The sequence below is a fragment of the Halalkalibacter wakoensis JCM 9140 genome, assembly GCF_000513095.1.
In the GTDB taxonomy this organism is placed as follows: Bacteria; Bacillota; Bacilli; order Bacillales; family Bacillaceae_D; genus Halalkalibacter; species Halalkalibacter wakoensis.
This window is the reverse complement of sequence record NZ_BAUT01000011.1, coordinates 48,899-70,138: the sequence shown is the minus strand read 5'-3', so window position 1 is coordinate 70,138 and position 21,240 is coordinate 48,899. Positions and strand designations below refer to the sequence as shown.

At 38.7% G+C, this 21,240-nt stretch carries 17 protein-coding genes; 4 read left to right on the top strand and 13 right to left on the bottom strand.

From position 1 onward, the window contains the following. Nucleotides 1-139 precede the first annotated feature (139 nt). Nucleotides 140-1,369, top strand: a complete 1,230-nt coding sequence (hmpA, locus tag JCM9140_RS06960; protein WP_034744227.1) for an NO-inducible flavohemoprotein — start codon at nt 140-142, stop codon at nt 1,367-1,369. 62 nt (nt 1,370-1,431) lie between these two features. Here the strand turns inward: hmpA and thiH are convergent, their stop codons facing one another. From thiH to JCM9140_RS06940, 3 genes are all read right to left on the bottom strand, one after another. Beyond that, nucleotides 1,432-2,535, bottom strand: coding sequence for a 2-iminoacetate synthase ThiH (gene thiH / locus JCM9140_RS06955; RefSeq protein ID WP_034744224.1), 1,104 nt, complete (start codon nt 2,533-2,535; stop codon nt 1,432-1,434). Nucleotides 2,536-2,561: 26 nt separating this feature from the next. Continuing rightward, nucleotides 2,562-3,329 (bottom strand): thiazole synthase, encoded by a 768-nt coding sequence (locus JCM9140_RS06950; RefSeq protein WP_034744221.1) that lies wholly within the window; start codon nt 3,327-3,329, stop codon nt 2,562-2,564. Between the two features lie 220 nt (nt 3,330-3,549). Next, the gene (locus JCM9140_RS06940) at nt 3,550-4,239 is read right to left on the bottom strand and encodes a Crp/Fnr family transcriptional regulator (RefSeq protein WP_034744215.1); all 690 of its coding nucleotides are present in this window, start codon (nt 4,237-4,239) and stop codon (nt 3,550-3,552) included. A gap of 190 nt (nt 4,240-4,429) precedes the next feature. On the opposite strand from JCM9140_RS06940, the gene ric reads away from it, so the two are divergent. Further along, the gene (gene ric / locus JCM9140_RS06935; protein WP_034744212.1) at nt 4,430-5,137 is read left to right on the top strand and encodes an iron-sulfur cluster repair di-iron protein; all 708 of its coding nucleotides are present in this window, start codon (nt 4,430-4,432) and stop codon (nt 5,135-5,137) included. 211 nt (nt 5,138-5,348) lie between these two features. On the opposite strand, the gene JCM9140_RS06930 is transcribed toward ric, so the two are convergent. Continuing rightward, on the bottom strand, nt 5,349-7,586 hold the full coding sequence (locus JCM9140_RS06930) for an MMPL family transporter (protein ID WP_439644278.1): 2,238 nt from the start codon (nt 7,584-7,586) through the stop codon (nt 5,349-5,351). Nucleotides 7,587-7,735: 149 nt separating this feature from the next. On the opposite strand from JCM9140_RS06930, the gene JCM9140_RS06925 reads away from it, so the two are divergent. Together JCM9140_RS06925 and solA are read left to right on the top strand one after the other, a co-directional pair. Continuing rightward, a complete protein-coding gene (locus JCM9140_RS06925; protein ID WP_034744206.1) occupies nt 7,736-8,362 on the top strand; it encodes a TetR/AcrR family transcriptional regulator in 627 nt (208 codons plus the stop codon). 40 nt (nt 8,363-8,402) lie between these two features. Beyond that, nucleotides 8,403-9,566, top strand: coding sequence for an N-methyl-L-tryptophan oxidase (gene solA, locus JCM9140_RS06920; protein ID WP_034744203.1), 1,164 nt, complete (start codon nt 8,403-8,405; stop codon nt 9,564-9,566). Between the two features lie 222 nt (nt 9,567-9,788). On the opposite strand, the gene JCM9140_RS06915 is transcribed toward solA, so the two are convergent. The 9 genes from JCM9140_RS06915 to licT form a co-directional block, all read right to left on the bottom strand. Continuing rightward, nucleotides 9,789-11,180 (bottom strand): histidine kinase dimerization/phospho-acceptor domain-containing protein, encoded by a 1,392-nt coding sequence (locus JCM9140_RS06915; RefSeq protein WP_034744200.1) that lies wholly within the window; start codon nt 11,178-11,180, stop codon nt 9,789-9,791. Between the two features lie 325 nt (nt 11,181-11,505). Further along, entirely contained in the window at nt 11,506-12,417 is a 912-nt protein-coding gene (locus tag JCM9140_RS06910) for a LysR family transcriptional regulator (protein WP_034744197.1), read from the bottom strand. Nucleotides 12,418-12,429: 12 nt separating this feature from the next. Beyond that, on the bottom strand, nt 12,430-13,131 hold the full coding sequence (locus JCM9140_RS06905; RefSeq protein ID WP_034744194.1) for a nuclease-related domain-containing protein: 702 nt from the start codon (nt 13,129-13,131) through the stop codon (nt 12,430-12,432). A gap of 18 nt (nt 13,132-13,149) precedes the next feature. Next, nucleotides 13,150-13,701: a hypothetical protein gene (locus JCM9140_RS06900; protein WP_034744191.1), complete on the bottom strand. Its 552-nt coding sequence runs from the start codon at nt 13,699-13,701 to the stop codon at nt 13,150-13,152. Nucleotides 13,702-13,834: 133 nt separating this feature from the next. Continuing rightward, nucleotides 13,835-14,713: a polysaccharide deacetylase family protein gene (locus tag JCM9140_RS06895; protein WP_034744188.1), complete on the bottom strand. Its 879-nt coding sequence runs from the start codon at nt 14,711-14,713 to the stop codon at nt 13,835-13,837. A gap of 196 nt (nt 14,714-14,909) precedes the next feature. Continuing rightward, nucleotides 14,910-16,292 (bottom strand): MFS transporter, encoded by a 1,383-nt coding sequence (locus JCM9140_RS06890; RefSeq protein WP_052002117.1) that lies wholly within the window; start codon nt 16,290-16,292, stop codon nt 14,910-14,912. A gap of 301 nt (nt 16,293-16,593) precedes the next feature. Further along, on the bottom strand, nt 16,594-18,030 hold the full coding sequence (ascB, locus tag JCM9140_RS06885; RefSeq protein ID WP_034744185.1) for a 6-phospho-beta-glucosidase: 1,437 nt from the start codon (nt 18,028-18,030) through the stop codon (nt 16,594-16,596). 88 nt (nt 18,031-18,118) lie between these two features. Then, entirely contained in the window at nt 18,119-20,068 is a 1,950-nt protein-coding gene (locus JCM9140_RS06880; RefSeq protein WP_034744183.1) for a beta-glucoside-specific PTS transporter subunit IIABC, read from the bottom strand. A 212-nt stretch (nt 20,069-20,280) separates the two neighbouring features. Continuing rightward, nucleotides 20,281-21,129, bottom strand: a complete 849-nt coding sequence (licT, locus tag JCM9140_RS06875) for a BglG family transcription antiterminator LicT (protein WP_034744180.1) — start codon at nt 21,127-21,129, stop codon at nt 20,281-20,283. Between the last annotated feature and the right edge of the window lie 111 nt (nt 21,130-21,240).

The window sequence follows — 21,240 nt, the reverse complement described above, 5'->3', positions numbered from 1 at the left end:
TTAATCCCCTTCTCCTTGAAACTTTTTTATTAAAATTTGTCTATTTTTTAAAGATGCATTTAATATATTGCTTTTAATCATAATCAGATTCATAATAAACATGTATTACAAATACTGGATATATGAGGGGGATTTTCCTTTGTCTACTAAAACATTGGATTCAAGAACAATTGAGATCATCAAATCAACGGTACCTGTACTAGCAGAACACGGTACAGCAATCACGACCCATTTTTACAAAACACTTTTCAACAACCACCCAGAACTGCTACATATTTTTAATCATGTGAATCAAAAACAAGGTAAACAGCCGCAAGCGTTAGCCAACACTGTTTATGCTGCGGCCCAATATATTGATAATTTAGAAGCGATTTTGCCAGTTGTAAAGCAAATAGCGCACAAGCACCGCAGTCTAGGAATTCAAGCGGAGCACTATCCGATCGTTGGTAAATATTTGCTCATAGCGATTAAGGATGTACTAGGAGAAGCGGCAACAGACGAGATCATCGAGGCATGGGGAGACGCTTATGGAGTGATCGCGGACGTATTTATTTCGGTTGAAAAAGAAATGTATCAAGTGGCTGCGTCTAAAACCGGCGGATGGGATGATTTCCGTGAGTTCGTTGTCGCAAAAAAAGAAGTTGAAAGTGATGTCATTACTTCTTTCTACTTAAGTCCGAAAGATGGAGCTCAAATTTCTGAATTTCAGCCTGGTCAATACATTACCGTGAAAGCGGTTATAAACGGTGAGACTTATACGCACTTAAGACAATATAGTTTATCTGATGCATCAGGGCAACCTTACTACCGAATAAGCGTAAAACGTGAAGACCAAAAAGGAAATGTCCCAGCAGGCATTGTGTCAACGTTCCTTCACAACGAAGTTTCAGTTGGAGATGTGATTGAAGTTACGGCACCTGCTGGCGACTTTGTCCTAGATTCAGAGAACAGTCGCCCTGTCGTTCTCATTAGTGGAGGTGTCGGTCAAACTCCGATGCTAACCATGTTAAAAGCAGTGGCCAACCATCAACCGAATAGAAAAGTAACCTATATTCATGCGGCCATTAACAGCAAGTATCATGCCTTTAACGAAGAAGTTACGAATCTAGCAAACCAATCAGAGAACATTTCTTACTTCTTAGCGTACGAATCTCCAACTGAACAAGACAAAGAAACAAAGAACTATCAAAAAGAAGGCTATGTTGACCTTGCTTGGCTTCAATCGATTTTAGAAAACAATGATGCAGAATTTTACTTCTGTGGACCTGTTCCCTTTATGAAAGCCATCAACAAAGCATTACAAGACTGGAACGTACCACAAGAAAGAACCCATTATGAATTTTTTGGTCCTAAAGGGAGTTTAGAATAGTAGTAGTTTGAAAGGAAAAGTCAAGCCAGAGCCATGGTTTGACTTTTCTTTTCATTAACTCCTTATGTCAGTACCCAATCTTTAAACACGGGCTGATACCCATTTTTGTACAACACCTTGGTGATCTCTTCTACACTACGCTCATCTGAAATTTCAAATTGATTCGTTCCTTCAGCTTCAAACGTATAGCCGCCCACCTCTGTTTTAGAGCCTGCAGACATTTTTGTCACTCCAAGTGAAATGAGATGATCTCGCAACGGAGCTGGTTCCCTCGTTGAGAGCGTAATTCCTGCCCTTGGTAAAAATAAACGCAATGCAAGTAGACTTTGAACAAAAGCTCGATCGTCCACTTCTGACCTCGGTGTAAAGCTCCCTAAATGTGGACGGATTCTTGGAAGAGATACACTGATGTCTGTTCCGATGTATGTTCTTTGGAGATAATCAGCATGCATGCCGGTAAAAAAAACTTCTTTTCGCCAATTATCTAAGCCAAGAAGTGCACCGATATTCACACTTCGCAGACCTGCTTCACACCCTCTTTCCGGTGTTTCTAAGCGGTAACGGTAATGCCTTTTCGGTCCTTTAACGTGAAAATTTTTGTAAATCTCTTCATTGTACACTTCTTGATAAACGGTTAGCCCATCCACACCAGCTTCCTTAAGTTGTTGATACTCTGCCGTGTCAAGTGGATTGATTTCAATCGAAATCGAGTCGAAGAACTTTTTTAACACCTCGACCGTTTCCTTTATATACACTACAGACGAATGCTGCTTCGATTCTCCCGTCAAAATCAAAACATGCTTAATGCCGGTTTCCGCTAATTTTTTTGCTTCTCTCTCTATTTCTTTCATTGAAAGTTTTTGCCGTTTAAATTGATTCGTTACGCTAAAGCTACAATATGTACAATGATTCACACAAAAATCAGATATGTAAATGGGATTAAACAATTGAATCGTTTTTCCAAAATGCTGCACAGTTACTCGGTGGGCTTTTTGTGCGAGTAGTTCTAAGCACTCTCCTGCAGCTGGTGATAAAAGCTGTAGAAAGTCTTCTTTATTGAGCACATCTTTTTGAAGAATACTTATCACATCCTGCGCTGTCACTGAATCAAGAAAATTCTCTAAATCATGTGTCTTCAATTGCTGATACACGTTATAAAAACTCATTTTCGCCTCCCTCCTTCAAATTGAAATCAGCCTAAAAACCCTGTCAACGGCGATGATGCTCTTGCTTCTAAAGCCGTATCTGCGAGTCCACTGAGATAAGCACTTCTCCCTGCTTTCACACTGTTTGCAAAAGCTTCCGCCATCTGGACCGGGTTGGATGAAGTGGCAATGGCTGTATTCACTAATACCGCATCCGCCCCAAGCTCCATCGCTTCACACGCTTCAGACGGCTTGCCAATTCCAGCATCTACGATAATGGGAACATTGCTCTCTTCAATCATAATCCGCACTAACTCTTTCGTCCGAAATCCCCTATTTGAACCAATTGGGGAGCCTAAAGGCATCACTGCGGCTGCACCAGCTTCCTCTAATTGTTTTGCCACTACTAAATCCGGGCTCATATAAGGCAACACAATGAACCCTTCTTTTGTTAATGCTTCCGTCGCTTTTACTGTTTCATAGTTGTCTGGTAGTAAATATTTTTGATCTGGAATGACTTCAATTTTGACCCAATTCCCAAGACCCGTGGCTCTAGATAACTTGGCAATCCGAACAGCCTCCTCTGCGGTTCTAGCCCCAGATGTATTCGGCAAGAGAATCATGTTTTCAGGAATAGAATTGATAATGTTCTCTTCAATTGAATCAAGATCAACCCTTCTCATGGCAACAGTTATCACCTCAGCCATCGAGCTTTTGACGACATTGTGAATTAGGCTATTTCGATGAAATTTTCCCGTTCCGATCATTAGCCGACTTTTTAGCGTAACCCCGCCTATCTTTAATTCATCTTTCATTTTTTCTCCTCCTCTCCATCGTTGGCATGGACAAGGTGAAAATCGACCTTTTTTCGATGCCCTTGCGCAATCTCCTCCCTACTATAAATCTTCAGAGCATATAAGGCTGTTACATCATTCACACTAGATACTAAAAAATCAAACAAATTTACTGAAATTTTATTATCATTTGTCACACGTAAAAAAGACTACTGATTTTTTCGATCAGCAGTCTTTTCTATCACATAATCTCATCTTCTAATTTTGTTGCATGAATCAGAAAGAACCCATCGTGATCTGGAGATATCATACCCCTCTTTCTCAGCTGATTAATGGTTCGATTGATAGTCTCTCTTGACGTCCCAATCATGTTAGCGAGTTCTTTATTGGTAAAATGGGAGGTTAGTTTGTATTGATTAGCCACTTGTTCACCATGAGATTTACATAACCTAAGAAGGAGCATCACAATTTGTTCATACGTGTCACGAAGAATTTTTTCCTCTAGGCGGTTTTGAAGATCAACTAATTTCTCTCCTAAAACTTTAAACATCTTCACACACAGCTCGGGATATGTTAATAAAATGTTTTCAAATTCCCCAACTGGAATGACAATCAACTCAGCTCGCTCCACAATTTCAGCATGAGCTGGGAAATCCCCTCCCCGAAAAAAGCCAGCATGCGGAAACATATCTCCTGCCTGCAAAATCGAGACAATTTGCTCTTTCCCTGCTAAGTCGGTTTTGTGTATTTTAACTTTTCCAGAATGTATGAAAAACACTCGATCAAGTGGTTCGCCCTGCATAAAGACAAAGGATCTTTCCGAATACGGCCGCAGCCTGGCAATCCTGACGATTTGTTCAATTTCATCTTCAGATAACTCTTTGAAAAGTGACACTTCCTTTAAATGTCTTTTTATTGTTGCTAGTTTCATTTACAAAACCCCTTAGCATGGACTTTCCTCTATTTTACTGAATTGAGATCATGAAAACTGTGATCAATGTCATACCTGCACTCTGTTAGAAAAATCACATCAAATACGTGATCTGAATCACAACGAAAATGTATGTTTATTGTTACCATTTTGATAGAAAGTTAAATCAAACGTACTGGAGGAATAAAACATGACACAAACATTTACTGAAACATCTGTTGTCGCTGAGATCGTAACCAAATTCCCTAAATCAAGTGATCTATTTAAAAAATATCGGATTGATTTTTGTTGCGGCGGGAATCGTCCGCTCATTGAAGCGATCCAAGAAAGAAACCTATCGGCTGAGGAAGTGTTAACCAATTTAAACACTCTTTTTGAAGAAACAACGGCTTTACATGGAGCCAGTATTGAATGGGAGAATGCTTCCTTTAGTGAATTAATTGATTACATTATTCAAAAACACCACCGCTATCTTAATGAAGAGTTGCCTCAACTAAGCCCATACATCACAAAAGTGCTGCGCGTACACGGGGAGCATCAACCTCATTTAGCGCAAATTCATCGACTGTTTCATGAATTACGGGTGGAATTAGAGCAACATTTAATAAAAGAGGAAACGGTTGATTTCCCTCTTATTCTAGCTGTTGAGAAGCATCGCACCGAAGAAACGGTCGAGCAATTGCAAAAAATTGTTGATGCGCTTGAACATGAACACAGTCATGCTGGCAATATTTTAAAAGAACTTCGTGATGTTACCAATGACTTCACTCCACCACCAGGTGCATGCGGCACGTACCGCCTTGTCTATCAACGTCTGGAAAATTTAGAATCAGATCTCTTTTTGCACATTCATTTAGAGAATAACGTGCTGTTTCCACGCGCACTTGCAGGGGAGTAAGTTCGCTTTAGTGGGTGTTATTGTCCGGTCACGTTGATTTATTAGCCGGTGGGAACGATTTATTGTCGAGCACGGCCATTTTATTGTCCACATTCACGATTTTATTGTCCCGCAAACCAACACTCCCAGCTGTGCCAACACATAAGGCATTGAAAAAGGTAAAATTGACCTTTTTCAATGCCCTCACAAAGCTCCACGCTAGGGGTGTTCTCTAACTATACTCCTTTGACTTGCTATCTTTCTTTTCTTTTTTCCACAAAACTCCAGGCCAGAATGCATATTTTCCTAATACAGTCGTAATCGCAGGCACAAGTAATGGTCGAACGATGAATGTATCCATTAAGATTCCAACAGCTGTAACGATCCCAAACTGCACCAATACTTGAATGGGCATAACAGCGAGAACAGCAAATGTCCCAGCCAAAATGAGGCCGGCTGAACTAATGACACTACTTGTTCCTTCGACCCCTGTTGCAATCGCCTTTTTATACGGCATTGTTTTACTCTTTTTCCAAATGCTTGAGATCATAAAGATGTTATAATCTCCTCCAAGTGCAACAAGGAAGACAAAGGTATAAAGCGGAATCAGTCCCTGCATAGCTGGGGCAAGACCATAATGAATAATCAACCAACCTAATCCAAGTGCAGAAAAGAAGGATAATACAACCGTAAACAGGAGATACGCCATGGCAACAACAGAACGTAAATAGATGACTAATAAAATAGCCATGATGATTAGAATGACAGGGATGATGCGATTTTGATCTGCGTTTGTAATCACTTTCGTATCATACAATTCTGCCGTTTCCCCACCAATCCACACGTTCTCAGAGGCACGGTTAACACCAGCTCCATTAAGCGCGTCCTCTACTACTTGTTTGATCAACGGTATTTCTTCAATCGCTTGTGATGAATAAGGATCCATTTGCACCTTTACTTCATATTTTTGAATCTCCTTATTTTTCTCTCCCAAAACGGGTTCGCTTACATTCTCAACTGCTTCTAGTGCAAGAAGCGTATCTTGTAAATCAACCTCATTCCCTTTTGTATCAACAAGCACTTGTATTGGTGCTATTTCACCAGCAGGATAATGCTCTGCAATGATTGAAAAGCCTTCTCTAGATGGCATATCCTCTGGAAACGAATCTAGTAATCCATAACTATACTCGATTCTTGGTACAACAGCTGCTAACGAGACTAAGAGAATCATAGTTACAATAATAATCCTCCACGGTTTTTCCGTAACGAGGCGACCTGTCATTTTACTAAAAGCACTTCGCATTTTTGGTTTTCGAACAGGCTTCCCTTTTTTCTTTTCCAATTCAACAATCATGCGTTCTGTTCTTGGAATAAAGGGGAAAAATGCTACTCTTCCAATCAGAGCAAGTAAAGATGGCAACAGCGTTACAACAGCAATCGCCATCACGAGAATCGCCAAACTAAAAGGTACAGCAAACCGATCATAGGAAGCATAATTGGCAAGACCTAAACTTAACAACCCGATCATCGTTGTTAATCCACTCATCATAATAGCTCCGCCAGAGTTTGCTAGAGCTAGCTGCAATGCCTTATATTTGTTTTCTTCCAATTGCAATTCATCACGGTATCTTGAAATTAAAAACAAGCAATAATCCGTCCCTGCACCAAACAAAAGAACCGTCATAATGGAAATAGCTTGTGCATCGACAACAATCCATCCCTCTCGAGCTAAAAACCCGAGCAAAGGACTAATAATCCCAAAAGCAAAACCAACTCCTATTAAAGGTACAATCGCTAAAATCGGTGATCGATACAACAAAATCAACAAAATCAACACTAATAAAACGGTCGCAATGAGCAAGGTGAAATCTGCTTGGCTAAACAACTCAGTTGCATCAATGGAAATCCCAACTGGTCCACTAAAGCGAAGGTGCAACCCTTCTTCTGCTAGGTCGATATGTAAAAGTTCTGTTCCTGTTAGGCTCCCTACCTTTTCCTCGAGTACGCTTAAAGCCTCTTTCAATTCATCGACGCTTGCATCACGATTAAAAAATACAGGAGTCGTAATTGCCTTTTCGTCCTCTGAAGCTGCATTTCGTAACACATCAATCGGCAACTGACCAAAAGGTGGAACCATAGACTGCTCTTGAAGTGGGTTTACTTCTAAGTCCATGTATAACGATTGAATCAGTTGAAAGTTCTCTTCTGTAAGGCCACTTTCTTGGTACCAAACTAATAGCAAAGGAATTCCAACATCATCAGAAAACTGTTCTTCTATGATCTGGTCGGCTACAACGGACATCGCATCTTCCGGCAACAAGTTACTTGTATTGGTCTCATGTTCATTAACTGCTGGCCAAATAACAGACACTAGTCCAATCAAGACCATCCAAACGATTAACGTGAGCCAACGAGTTTTTGAACCCGCCACATATGAAGTATAATTTTTTAGAAAATGGTTCATTTCCATCTCTCTCCCTTTTTCAGTCAAAACACATATTTGCATTAATTATATATACCGGTTAGTTAATTATCAATTAAAATGTGTTTATATAGAGCAACAAGAGCTGTTTATGTATGCTATACTAAAACATAATTTTATTTTTCAAGGAGAGACAGATGGGAAACACATCGAAACGAGCTTTAGGGAGACCTCCTACTAATCAACAAAAGCAACCAACAGATCATCTCATTCTAAATGCTGCTACGAGCCTGTTTTTAAAGAATGGCTACAAAAATATCTCCGTTGATGACATTGCAGCAACATGCAATGTCACAAAAGCAACCGTCTATTATTACTACTCCAGCAAAACGGAATTATACACGGAAGCAATGATACAGTTAATGTACCGGATTCGTCAGCATATGGAAACGATGTTAAGCAAAGATCTTCCTTTACGCGAGCGCTTGTTAGAAGTGGCAACTGGTCACTTAAAAGCGACAGTCGACATCGATTTAGATCATTTTTTGAGAGAAACAAAAGACGTCTTATCAGATGAACAAATCAAAAAAATGCATGATGCCGAGCATTACATGCATGATGTAATAGAAAAAGCCTTTAACGAAGCAATGGACTCAGGAGAAATAACTGCTGTAAATCCTTTATTTGCTACACAAGCATTTATCTCTTTAATGAAGGTTGGAAATTACCGAAATCCAGATAACACTCCTATTTTCCCAACGATTCAAGAATCGGCTGAACAACTTGTCGCTTTCTTTTGGAATGGACTTTTTCAAAAAAACTAATTTCATAGTAACAAGACAAACGTAGATTAAGGAGATTTTCATGAAAAGACATTTTGACGTGATTATTATTGGCGCAGGTTCAATGGGGATGGCTGCGGGATATTACTTAGCAAAGCAAGGCGTTACAACTTTACTTGTTGATGCGTTTGACCCTCCTCACACTGAAGGTAGCCACCACGGGGATACACGAATCATCCGTCATGCTTACGGAGAAGGCCGTGGGTATGTGCCGCTTGCGTTACGCGCACAACAATTATGGGATGAATTACAAAATGAAACACACCACAATATTTTTACGAAAACTAGGGTCTTAGGGTTTGGTCCCAAAAACGATTCTGCTTTTATTGATGAAGCCATCGAAAGCGCCAAACAATATTCCCTGCCTATAGAAGTACTTGATGCAACCGAAGTTCAAAACCGTTGGTCTGGCGTCAAACTTCCGGATGATTATCATGCTATATTTGAGCCTGAATCAGGTGTATTGTTTAGTGAAAATTGTATTCGTGCGTACCGTGAGCTTGCACTTGCTCACGGCGCAACAATCTTACCGAATACGCCCGTTGAGGACGTGACCGTTGGGGAGAATAGCGTTTCCATTCAGACAGATAAAGGCTTATTCACCGCCAATAAACTGATATTAAGCTCTGGTGCTTGGAACAGTAAATGGTTCGCTAAACTCGACTTAAACGTTCCCATTGAGCCACGTCGGCAAACAATTGGCTGGTTTGAAGCGGATGAAATGCTATATTCATCGACTACATTCCCAGCGTTTACGGCTGTTAGCTCAATCGGAATGTATTATGGCTTTCCAAGTTTTGATGGGAGTGGTGTCAAAATAGGGCGGCATGATTACGGTCAACCAGTTGATCCGGATAAGGTTGATCGTCAGTTTGGTATTTATCCAGAAGATGAAGCGTATACTCGAGAGTTTTTAGAGCGTTATATGCCCCAAGCTGCTGGCAGCCTAAAAAGAGGACGGGTGTGCATGTACACGAATACCCCTGATGAACATTTTGTGATCGACTTGCATCCTTTTTATAAACATGTCGTTCTCGCCGCTGGTTTTTCTGGTCATGGATTTAAATTTGCTAGTGTAATAGGAGAAGTCCTAAGCCAATTAGCTCTTACTGGAAAAACCAAACATGATCTTTCACTTTTTTCGATCACGCGACCAGCATTGCAACAATCTAGCCGAAACAATTAAAAAACTCAGGGTTGAGTAGAGCACGAAAAAAGGAAAATCTCCCTTTTTTCGTGCTCTTGGCTCAAAAGTACCCTGAGTTTCTCTTTATCTTATTTCACTTTCAGTAGCCTTCTGTTTTTTTCTCGTTCAAAGGAAGAAAAAGATCAACCACCGCGCTACCATGTTCATTGTTAAAAACCTTCAATTGCCCCTTATGAGTTGATTCAATAATTCGCTTGCAAATCATGATCCTAAGCCATTCCCGCCTTGTTTTGTTGTGACAAATGGTTGACCAGCTTTTGTAAGAATTTCATTAGGAAATCCTTCTCCATTATCCTCAAACCGAATCCGGATAGACTGAGCAGAAGCCAACTGGACAGAAATCGAAATAACCCCATTTTGTTCAACTGCCTCGACACTGTTTTTAAATAAATTGATAAAGACTTGCTTCAATTGATTTCCATCACAATACATAGCTGGAACGTCTTCCAAGTTCAACACAAAATCAATGTTTTTAGGAAGTGCTAGACTGGATAAAATCACTTCAAGTTCTGTAAATAATTTACTCATCACATACCAATCTTTTGCATTCACAGTTGGTCTAGATAAATTCAGAAATTCATTTGTAATATGGTTAATTCTCTCAATTTCTTTTAGTAGAACTGGTGTGAAAGATTCATCATATTGATTTTCTTGAATGAGTTGAATAAACCCTTTTAACGTTGTTAAAGGATTTTTAATTTCATGTGCAACTCCAGCTGCTAATTGCCCGAGGATTGATAATTTCTCTGCATCCTGAATGTACGATTCCGTTTTTTTATACTCAGAAATGTCGTACAACTGAATTAAACTTCCTTCTAAAAAAGGAAAACAATCCACTAAACAAATACTCGTTTGGGGGTTGCGCAGAACCATTTCATAGTCATTTAAGCTGTTGCCTTGTTCAATGAATTCCTGAATGTCATGAAACTCTTTTATATCATGGATAAACTGTCCCTTTTTTTCAAGGGCAGGCATGAGCGATTTTGCTTTTGGATTAGCCGTAATAATATGACCATTTTTCTCAATCACGATATATCCAATCGTCGATTTTTCTAGCATCATTTGATTGATTTGATCTAAATAGCGGTTTTGTTCGCGTAAATCTAATTCTCTTTGAATGGAATCAACAACAGTTTCTAAGGAAGTGAGAATCATAGGATGCGCATAGTTTAAAAATGTCATAACCGATATGGTGCCTTTTAACTTGTTGTTTACAGATAGCGGAACACTGTAACATGCAGCTGAATGAAGAAAATGGTGATAGTGATCAGATCCTAACAATTGAATGGGACGATTTAACTCTATTGCAGCCAAAACAGAGCTAACACCAGCTTTCTCTTCTGTAAATTGAATCCCTTTCTGTAATCCAGCATGGTGTACCATTGTATCTTTCATGCTTTTATCTCCAATTGACTCAATAAAAACTCCATTCTGATCGGTTACTGAGACTAATAATGGAATTCCTTTACTTTTCTCTAAAAATTTTTTGATAAAAAAATGAATGACAACGATCATCTCGTTGTATTCCATCTCCATTTTTGCTAATTCTTCAGCCGTAACCTTTGAAAAAGAAGGAATCTTACTTGGATCCACTCCATTTCTTACACAACGCTCTCTTACCTCGCTATATATGCTTGAACCATGCCTAAATCAACCCTTTTGATTCTATTTCTATTAATATCTAAAACATGTTTTAATCCATCTCTAGTTAAAAATTTCTAAATCATCACAAACTTCACTAACGTGTAGCCATTCCTAGTGCTTTTTAACTAGTTACGCAATTACATTTATAAACACTTTCAAACTAAAGTTACTGACTCTTTCATTATAAAAAATTTCCTGGTCATTTCATATACATCGTGCTACCGAATTGCTGATATTTTTCAGATCATTACACCTTTATCAAAATGAACCTTCCTCATGAGACATGCGAATCAATGATCTGCTCTAGCTCCTGTAAATATAATTTGGCCATTCGAGTCAATTGTGTTTTCTTATGAACAATCCAGCCAACCGAGATCGACTCATCCTCTTCAAGAGGAACGGACACAATATTCGATCCATTTAAATCTGAGTTTAAAATTCCAGTTGAGATCGTATATCCATTTAAACCAATTAACAAGTTAAAGAGAGTGGCTCGGTCACTTACTTGAATGCTTTTTTTGTGCGGAATGGTACTAAAAATTTCTTCTGAGTAATAAAATGAATTAAATTCTCCTTGTTCAAATGATAACCTTGGATACTCTTCTAAATCTTCAAGCGTGATTGATTTTTTACACGCAAGAGGGTTTTCTGAGCTAACGAAGATGTGAGGAGATGCCTCAAAAAGCGGGTTGAACTCTAGTCCTTCTTCTTTCAGCATTTGCCTCATAACCTTCTCGTTAAATGAACTCACATACAAAATGCCAATTTCACTGCGCAAGTTTTTCACATCTTCAATAATTTCATATGTTCTTGTCTCTCTTAATGTAAATTGATATTCGTCAGCACCGTACTTTTTAATCATTTCTACAAAAGCATTGACCGCAAACGCGTAGTGCTGAGTCGAAACGGAAAACAACTGCTGAGTAGGAGCCGTATCAAAATAGCGTCGCTCTAACAGTTCCGTTTGCTCCACTACTTGTCTAGCATAACCTAAAAATTCAGCTCCGTCTGGAGAAAGAGTAATTCCTCTTGTTGTTCGTGTGAAAATCGTAATTCCTAATTCCTTTTCTAATTCCTTAACCGCTTTTGACAGGCTAGGTTGTGACATATAAAGCCTTCTTGCTGCTTCATTAATTGATCCACAAAGGACTATTTCAATTACATATTTTAATTGTTGTAGTGTCATCGTATGTCACCTCTATTTTCTTCCGCTAACTTTTCTCTTTTCTCTCACCTGTTCGATATGTAACTTTTTAACCGTATCATCCACTCGTGAATATGTAAAAAGCTTCGAGAAAATGCTATCAACCTGGAAGGAGCTCCAACGTTTTTCTGACCTACTCATTTCGTCTGTAAGTGTTCGAGTTAGGTCATTCCTCTTCATAACTTTTACATCTGGAGAAACGACATCAATCTTTTTCAACGTGCACCTTTCACTAAAAATAATGTAAGACTTAAACAAATGAGCTTCCTGCATATCCAGAACGCCTTTTATTGCGTTGATGTGCGCGCTATTTTGCCAAATCGGATTAAAAAATTGATGTTTTTGCTTGTTTGGAAACATCTGCATCCAATACCTCGATTTCTCACTTCCAAAAATCCAGCCACTATAATTTTTTGATTCAACTACATACAGCCCTGTCTCGGTGATCATAAGCAGATCGACTTCTGTCGTCTTGCCATCTTTTCCTGGTATATATAAATTCGTCATAATACGTTTATATCCATCGACCTTCTGTAACTTTAAATAAGTTAAATACTCTCCGTAATTGCCTTTGTCAAAAAACGTTTTTATAAAACCATTTCCACTAGCTGCCTCATATTTCGAATCGCGAAAATTCTTAAAAGGTACATAGACGATGTATCCTAGCACTAGTAAAAATGCGATAAATCCTATCATCACCCAACCCCCCTTTCACTATCTATTTTTCCATACCTTTGCATATTTCTTCTGATACTTTTCATCTGATTCGTCTTGAATTAATTCAAGAGCTTGCTGTTTAATTTCTTCATTTTTAGTAGCATCATATAACTTTCCTAACCCCTCCATAATATCAAATCGAATCAACGTGTAGTTTTTTTCCGTTAAACAATTAAGATACCTCTCTCGAAGGTGATTGACGACCATCTCTCTCTGCTCTTCTCCTGCTAGCCCTACGCGCCAAATTGCTTGCAAGCTATGTCGAGCTGTCACAAATTTCTCATCTTTCATCACTTCCCAGACAGCCGAAAAATCTTGAATTATCCTTTTTTCTGGATCACTAATAGCCAAATTCGCTAGAAATTGCGCTGCTCTCGAACGCTTATGCGCGTCTTTATTCGTGACCTCTTCTCGCAATTGATCCCATACTTCATAAGCCCAGTCTACTTCTTCTTTTGTAACCTCTATAATGGTTTGATAAGCCTCATATTGTATTTGTTTGTCTTTAGATGCGAGGTCTTTAAGAACTTGCTGGATAGATTGCTCCATTGGTTCAACTCCTATAACTTTCTATTTCTCATTAATCATACAGGAACCTAGCTTTTTTGTTAATATTTGTCTATACAATAGACAAAAGAAGAAGGTCACGTATTTTACATACATGACCTTCTATTTATGAGTCTCACTTCGTAAACGGAACATTCAATAATTCCGGTACGGTGACGAATTCGTAACCTTGTTCTTGCAAGGTCGGAATTATTTGACGAAGAGATTCAATCGTATTCGTTCGATCTCCGTCCCAATCCGCGCCGTCATGCATGAGAATAACCGCACCAGGGTGAACGTTATCTAATACATTCGATGCGATCACTTCTGGCGGATCTTCTTGCCAATCCAACGAATCGACAGACCAGCCAATAATTAAGTATTGCATTTCAGCAAGTTTTTCTACCAATTCATTATACAAAAAACCGTATGGTGGCCGAAATAAACTGGTTCGATACCCAATCACGTCATTCAGAGCGTCTTCCGTTCTAGCTACTTCCCTCTCTAATGTAGGTATATCTCCCTCTTCCACAAGGTTCGGATGGAAGTACGTATGATTTCCAATCACATGACCTTCATTATTGATTCGCTGAGCAATCTCAGGAAATGCAACTGCTCTTGATCCCATTAAGAAAAATGTAGCTGGAACATTGTATTGATTTAATACATCCAATACTTCCTCCGTAAAACGAGGGTCTGGACCATCATCAAACGTTAAAGCGATTCTATTTTGATCAGCAGGGCCTTGTAAAATAAATGTATCTGGGTAGCGTTGCTGCAAGATCCTCATATCTACTGGTACCTGACGAACTCGTTCTGGATTTTCAGGCCCTCCTCTAAGATCAGGAATGTCTTCTTTAGGGTTATCAGACTTGTCTTTCTTCCACCAAAACTGCTGCTCCACATCACCATTTACAGCGCTCGTCTCATTTGCTTGAGTAGCTAAGCTATCTGAAATTTGAAAACATAATATAAGCGCTAAAACCAACATCCATTTGATCATTTTCTTTTTCATCTATTCATCTCCTATCTACTAATAAACACATCGTTATTTTTTATTAAAAAGGAGGGTTTATTCAAAGAAAAAGAAAATAATTCTAAATTCAAAGGCTGTTTGTGAAAATGGTTGTTGGTGAAGCAAGTTTTTTTCATAATCAAATGGAGTAGAAGTCACAGACATTTGCTCCATTTGATTCAAAAGATTTTCTAATTTAAACAGTTGAATTCCTTAAAGTTAAATAAAAACAAAAACCATTCACGACCGTCAACAACAACAAACCAATAAACACATTGCTATACATGATGGCGTGGTCCTGCGCAAAAGAAAGAGGATTAAGCAGGACTCCACTTTCGTAATCTAAAATTTTCCCGATAACAGCTCCACCAATTGCTCCTGACATAAAATTAAATAAGTTGTAAATTCCCATTCCAACCCCTATTTCATTTTTAGGAAGAGAGGTGGAAATTAACGTCGCCGTTCCTGTTTGAATAAACGGAAAGGCAATATAACTTATAATCACAACCAACCCTATGACCCAAGCCGGGCTGCCAACAAATGTCGATAACAAGAAAAAACCAGTTACCATTAACACAAATGCAATGATAACTACCTGCTTACTCCCTCTTTTATCGGTTAAAACCCCCGCTATTCTTCCAGTAAAAGCAGCCGCCATTGCAGCTGGGAAAATCGTAAGCCCGATATGTAATGTGTTAAGATGATTCACTTCATTTAACATAAGAGGCAGCATTAACATCATGCCGAACATCGTCATAATCGCAAAAAAGCCAGCAAGAATCGTCGTTCTAAATGGTCTGTTCCGAAATAAATCAGGACGGATAAATGGATTCTCACTAGTCCGCGTTCTTGCGGCAAACAACCCAAAAAATCCGATACTACTTACGAGAAACCACCAATTAACCACTGTAATGAAAAGCATTAATGAAGCAACCGCGAACGCAATCAGCCCTGCCCCAAAAATATCGACTTTTCCCTCCTTCTTTTTCTCTTCCGGCATCCAAATCCAAAAAAACGGAATAGCGAAAATGACCAATGCAGAGATTAAAAAGAGAAACTGCCAATTAAGAACACCAGCAATAAATCCACCAATGACTGGTCCAATTCCTGAAGCAAAAGCCATTGTACTTGAGACAATTCCAAGTACTTTTCCCCTTTCCTCCTGAAAATATCTTGTCGGCACAATAAAAACTAATGCCACAATGGAAGAGGCACCGGCTGCCTGAATAACCCGAGCAAGAATAACAACCCCAAAGCTAGGTGCAAAGAAACCCAAAATAGAACCAGAAACAAAAAAACTTAATCCAATGGTTAATAACGTTCTTAAAGGATAAATATCCGCTAACTTCCCGTACATTAATGCCCCAATCGCATAAATGACAATGTACCCAGTAACAACCCAACTGACTTGTGAGGGAGCAAGCGAGAACGTCAGCGCAATATCAGGCACTGCAATCATAAACATCGTTCCATTCATGACAGAAAACAATAAAACTGAGCAAATTAAAAAGATGACTTTCTTCTTTTCCGATTTAGTTAGACTCTTTTCTAGACTGGCTTGCCCGGCAATCGTTGTCATGTTTTCACCTCTCCTTCCATCTTCAAACTGTTATCTCGAATTCATTATACTCCTGTTCCGAAGAATTTACCTTATTTTAACAATGGTTTTTGGTTTTTATTAGCTCTTTTATAATAGTTCGGCCTCACACAATGCTTTACCTATTTCAAAATGAAAACCTTAAACAAGAAAAAAACTACTCCATCTTAGAGTAGTTTTCTTAGCTTGATTCTTTTATTGAAAATAGATGATTAATATTTTTTCATGTTAACACTGAATAATACTTTCACATAGCTTCATAAAAACCAAACGCCTCTTTTTTTTAATCTAATTTTTGACCATTTGATTCGATTACTTGTTTGTACCAATCGAAACTTTTCTTTTTCGTGCGATTCAAAGAGCCATTTCCTTCATTATCTTTATCTACATAAATGTAGCCATAACGTTTCTTCATTTCTCCAGTCGAAGCACTAACAATATCAATTGGGCCCCAGCTTGTATAACCGATGATTTCGACCCCATCTTCAATCGCTTCTCCCATTTCGGCGATATGTTTCCGTAAATACTCGATTCGGTAATCATCCCTTATTTCACCATCACCGTTCACTTCATCAATAGCACCTAATCCATTTTCGACGACAAATAAAGGTTTTTGATAACGATCATATAATTGGTTAGCTGTGATACGGAACCCTTTAGGATCAATCGTCCATCCCCATTCTGATTTTTCTAAGTACGGGTTTTCAATTGAACCAAATACGTTACCGGCTGTTTGATTTTTAAGTACTTCCGGATCTGTACTCGTTGCTCGACTTGCGTAATAGCTAAATCCTATATAATCAACGGTATGTTTTTTTAATAACGCTTCGTCCCCCTCATTCATTTCAATCAACAGGTTATGGTCTTTAAAGAAGCGTTTCGCATATCCTGGATAAGCTCCACGAGATTGTACGTCGATAAAGAAAAACGATTCACGGTCTTTATCCATCGCATCCATAACGTCTTCTGGGTTGCACGAAAATGGGTACGTCATCCCTGCAGCAAGCATACATCCAATTTTAGCATCTGGGTTGATCTCATGACATGCCTTTACCGCTAAAGCACTTGCTACTAATTGATGATGCGCAGCCTGGTACTTAATCTGCTTCTGATCTTCTCCTTCTTGAAACACAAGACCTGCTCCAACAAAAGGGAGATGTAAAAGCATGTTAATTTCGTTAAATGTCATCCAGTATTTCACTTTCTCTTTGTAACGCTCCAAAATTGTTTTTGCGTATGTCTCAAAAAAACCAACAAGCTTGCGGTTTCTCCAGCTACCGTATTTCTCAATCAAATAAACAGGAACATCAAAATGAGCAATCGTGACAACGGGCTCAATATTATGCTTCAATAATTCATCAAATAAGTCATCGTAAAATTGCAAGCCTGTTTCATTCGGTTCTGCATCGTCGCCATATGGAAAAATACGAGCCCAACTAATGGACACACGAAGAGCTTTAAAACCCATCTCCGCAAAAAGAGCGATATCCTCTTTATATCGATGGTAAAAGTCGATTGCTTCATGAGAAGGGTAAAATTCTCCTTCTATCGGTGTAAACTGTTCTAGTTTCCCGAACATCATATCCCAACGCTTCTTTCCAGTTGGCAATAAGTCAACAAGCGTCAACCCTTTTCCTCCCTCTAAATACGCACCTTCTGTTTGATTGGCAGCAATCGCACCGCCCCATAAAAAGTTCTCTGGGAATTGCACTTTAGACATCATAAAACTCCTTCCATTATTAAAAGAAAAACCAGAAGGAAGGCCAAGATATCGTCCTGTATTCCTTCTGGTTCTATCATTTAGACCATTATTTAATTAATGTAATTAAGCTATCACCATGTTTCACTTCTTTTTCATTCGTTGTCATCAAGTTATAGTGATCTGGATTTGTGACAACTACAGGTGTAGAAATCTCGTATCCAGCTTCCTGGATTCCCTTAATATCGAACTCAATCAGAAGTTGTCCTTTTTCAACACGATCTCCTTGTTTCACAAGTGCTTCAAAGAACTTGCCTTGTAATTGAACCGTATCCATCCCTACATGAATTAACAATTCCGCACCGTTATCAGAAGTAATCCCAATTGCATGCTTTGTTGGGAACAAGGCTGAAACCATACCCGACACAGGAGCTACTAATTTTCCTTCTGCTGGAACAACCGCAACACCTTTACCGAGCGCCTCTGTAGAAAACGCATCATCTTTAATGTCTGATAAAGGCAGTACTTGACCGACGAATGGACTGGAAATGACTTCACCTTTTGCTTCTACTTCACTGTTTACGTTTTTTTCTTCTACTCCTGAATCTACAGATGTTTCAGACGTCTTTCGTTCTGCTTTCTCAAGTGGCGTTTCTTCTTTATTCACACCACCAAATAAATACGTTAAAACTGTACCTAATACAAAGGCTACAACCATCGCAATTAAAGCACCCCATACAGTCATATCAAGACCATTTGGACCAATAAAGGATGGGATCATGAAGATTCCAAGGCCACCAATCATATACGTTTGTGTTCCGAAGAATCCAATGATTCCTCCACCAATACCAGCAGCAATACAACTGATGATAAATGGTTTTTTCTTCGGTAGCGTAATCCCGTAAATGGCAGGTTCTGTCACTCCGAAGATACCTGAAATGAATGCCGGAATACTAAGTGACTTTAATTTTTTATTCGTTGTTTTTAAATAAACACCAAGTACCGCACCAATTTGTGCAAACGAAGCAGCAAACATCATTGTTAATACTGGGTCTGCACCAAATGTTGATAAGTTGTTAATGACAACAGGTACAAGGCCCCAATGTAACCCAAAAATAACTAATACTTGCCAGAAACTTCCGATAAATAAACCTGCAATGACTGGACTTAAATCATAAACAAATACCGTCCCTTGACCAATAATTCGTGCTGCCCATGTAGAAATTGGTCCAATGATCATAAATGTTAATGGGACAATAACAAGCAATGTAAAAAATGGTACTAAGAATGTTTTTACAACATCAGGAATAACTTTCTTAAACCAGTTCTCAATTTTTGCTGCAAAATAGGTTGCTAGAATAACTGGAATAACGGAAGATGCATAACTCATTAAAATAACCGGTATCCCCAAAAATGTTACATAAATAGGCGATTCAAACATCGTTCCTGCAAATAATACGTAAAGCGGATCTCCTGTCATTAATGTATCAACTGCTGGATACACTAATGCCGCACCAATCGTAATCCCGATAAATGGTGATCCACCAAACTTCTTCATGGCCGTGTAACCTAAGAAGATCGGTAAGAAATGAAACAAAGAATCTCCAACAATATTGAGGATTTGATACGTACCATCACTTGCATCAAGCCATCCAATCGCTAAAAATAAGGCAGTAAATCCTTTAATCATCCCAGTAGCAGCTAACACACCTAAAATTGGTGTAAAGATGCTTGCGATGATATCGATAAAGCGACTTAAGAGACTACCTTTCTCTTCTTTTTCCTCTTCTCCACTTTGCTGTGATTGATCCGCAAACCCACCGACAGCGACAACCTCTTTATACACATCTGGAACATGATTCCCAATGACAACTTGATACTGACCACCGCTTTTCATAACGGTTACCACATCATCCATCTCTTTTAACGCTTCTGTTTGCGCTTTGCTTTCATCTTTTAATTTAAAACGTAATCTTGTAATACAGTGAACAACACTTTTCACATTTTCTTTTCCGCCAACTCTTTCAATAATGGTTTTGGCTAATTGCTCGTATTTCATGACTAACCCCCGCTTTCTCATTATCTTTCGTCTTTTTTTCCAATAAAAAACCTGATCCGATCGAGCGCACAGAGATATCATTTGTGCTTCTCATCAGACCAGGTTAAGCCCACTTAAGGTAACATTCCATGGTAGAAATATTAAGTTTTGACTTCTATCTTTCTCAAAAAAAGTAAGAGTGCTGTTGCTTTTTGAACTTTTTTTACTCATGCTCAGCTCTGTTGGTAACGCTGTGTGACGCGATAAATGTGAAGCGTCAAATAGATGATTTCATCCTTCGAAATCTCCCAGTTATAGCTCTTTTCTAGGTATACTTTAATTTTTTCACTACACCGGAAGGCTTCTGGGTATTTTTTATTCAACTGTTCATAGAGGAAATGGTCTTCAGATTCCTCCACTTTTTCTTTACGGACAAACCTCATCGCAAAGAAGCGAAGGTGAGTCAGAAAGCGTTCATAGTTAATGGAGCTTTCATCTAATTCCATGCCGAAATGGTACTTTACAATGTTTAGTATATTGTTCACCATTTCTGTTACTTGTACGGCTTCCGCCATATTTTCACCGGATAGTTGGCTATTGACTAAATGAAGCGCAATGGACGCTGCCTCATCTTCACCAAACAAAATCCCCGTTTCTTCTTGAATAATGGCTAGTGCTTTCAATGCTACTTGAAATTCAAGTTTATAATGTTTTCTTATTTCCCATAGAAGAGGGTTTTTTAAAGCAATCCCCTGCTCATGTCTGCTAATAGCAAAACTAATATGGTCTGTTAAAGCTACATATAGATGATCATCTAACTTGTAAGGCAGTCGCGATTTGGCATAATCTAAAATCTTAGACGATATATTTAAATATCTTTCAGAAGTATCGTTTAATAGCTTAGCTAACTTATCCGAAACACCATGTTTTTCTAAAACAAAGGTTTTCTCGATCTTAGAAGTATCGATTGGCTCTCCAGCTTTTTTTTGAAAGGCAAGCCCTCTCCCCATTACAACCACTTCTTGGTCTTTTTCGTTATTTGCTATTACGACATTATTGTTAAACACTTTTTTAATCTTCATCTTCAAACCCGCCCTACTTCTGTTTTGTTTCGGTCTTCTGTAAAAATGGGTACAAAAAAAACCCAACCTTGTATACAGAATACCAATAACGAGATTCCGAAACAAACTTAG

Excerpts from the sequence above, each read along its gene's own strand:
- thiH (WP_034744224.1), bottom strand. The coding sequence starts at position 2,535 with ATGAGTTTTTATAACGTGTATCAGCAATTGAAGACACATGATTTAGAG.
- JCM9140_RS06950 (WP_034744221.1), bottom strand. The coding sequence starts at position 3,329 with ATGAAAGATGAATTAAAGATAGGCGGGGTTACGCTAAAAAGTCGGCTA.
- JCM9140_RS06940 (WP_034744215.1), bottom strand. The coding sequence starts at position 4,239 with ATGAAACTAGCAACAATAAAAAGACATTTAAAGGAAGTGTCACTTTTC.
- ric (WP_034744212.1), top strand. The coding sequence starts at position 4,430 with ATGACACAAACATTTACTGAAACATCTGTTGTCGCTGAGATCGTAACC.
- JCM9140_RS06930 (WP_439644278.1), bottom strand. The coding sequence starts at position 7,586 with ATGGAAATGAACCATTTTCTAAAAAATTATACTTCATATGTGGCGGGT.
- JCM9140_RS06925 (WP_034744206.1), top strand. The coding sequence starts at position 7,736 with ATGGGAAACACATCGAAACGAGCTTTAGGGAGACCTCCTACTAATCAA.
- solA (WP_034744203.1), top strand. The coding sequence starts at position 8,403 with ATGAAAAGACATTTTGACGTGATTATTATTGGCGCAGGTTCAATGGGG.
- JCM9140_RS06910 (WP_034744197.1), bottom strand. The coding sequence starts at position 12,417 with ATGACACTACAACAATTAAAATATGTAATTGAAATAGTCCTTTGTGGA.
- JCM9140_RS06905 (WP_034744194.1), bottom strand. The coding sequence starts at position 13,131 with ATGATAGGATTTATCGCATTTTTACTAGTGCTAGGATACATCGTCTAT.
- JCM9140_RS06900 (WP_034744191.1), bottom strand. The coding sequence starts at position 13,701 with ATGGAGCAATCTATCCAGCAAGTTCTTAAAGACCTCGCATCTAAAGAC.
- JCM9140_RS06895 (WP_034744188.1), bottom strand. The coding sequence starts at position 14,713 with ATGAAAAAGAAAATGATCAAATGGATGTTGGTTTTAGCGCTTATATTA.
- JCM9140_RS06890 (WP_052002117.1), bottom strand. The coding sequence starts at position 16,292 with ATGACAACGATTGCCGGGCAAGCCAGTCTAGAAAAGAGTCTAACTAAA.
- ascB (WP_034744185.1), bottom strand. The coding sequence starts at position 18,030 with ATGTCTAAAGTGCAATTCCCAGAGAACTTTTTATGGGGCGGTGCGATT.
- JCM9140_RS06880 (WP_034744183.1), bottom strand. The coding sequence starts at position 20,068 with ATGAAATACGAGCAATTAGCCAAAACCATTATTGAAAGAGTTGGCGGA.
- licT (WP_034744180.1), bottom strand. The coding sequence starts at position 21,129 with ATGAAGATTAAAAAAGTGTTTAACAATAATGTCGTAATAGCAAATAAC.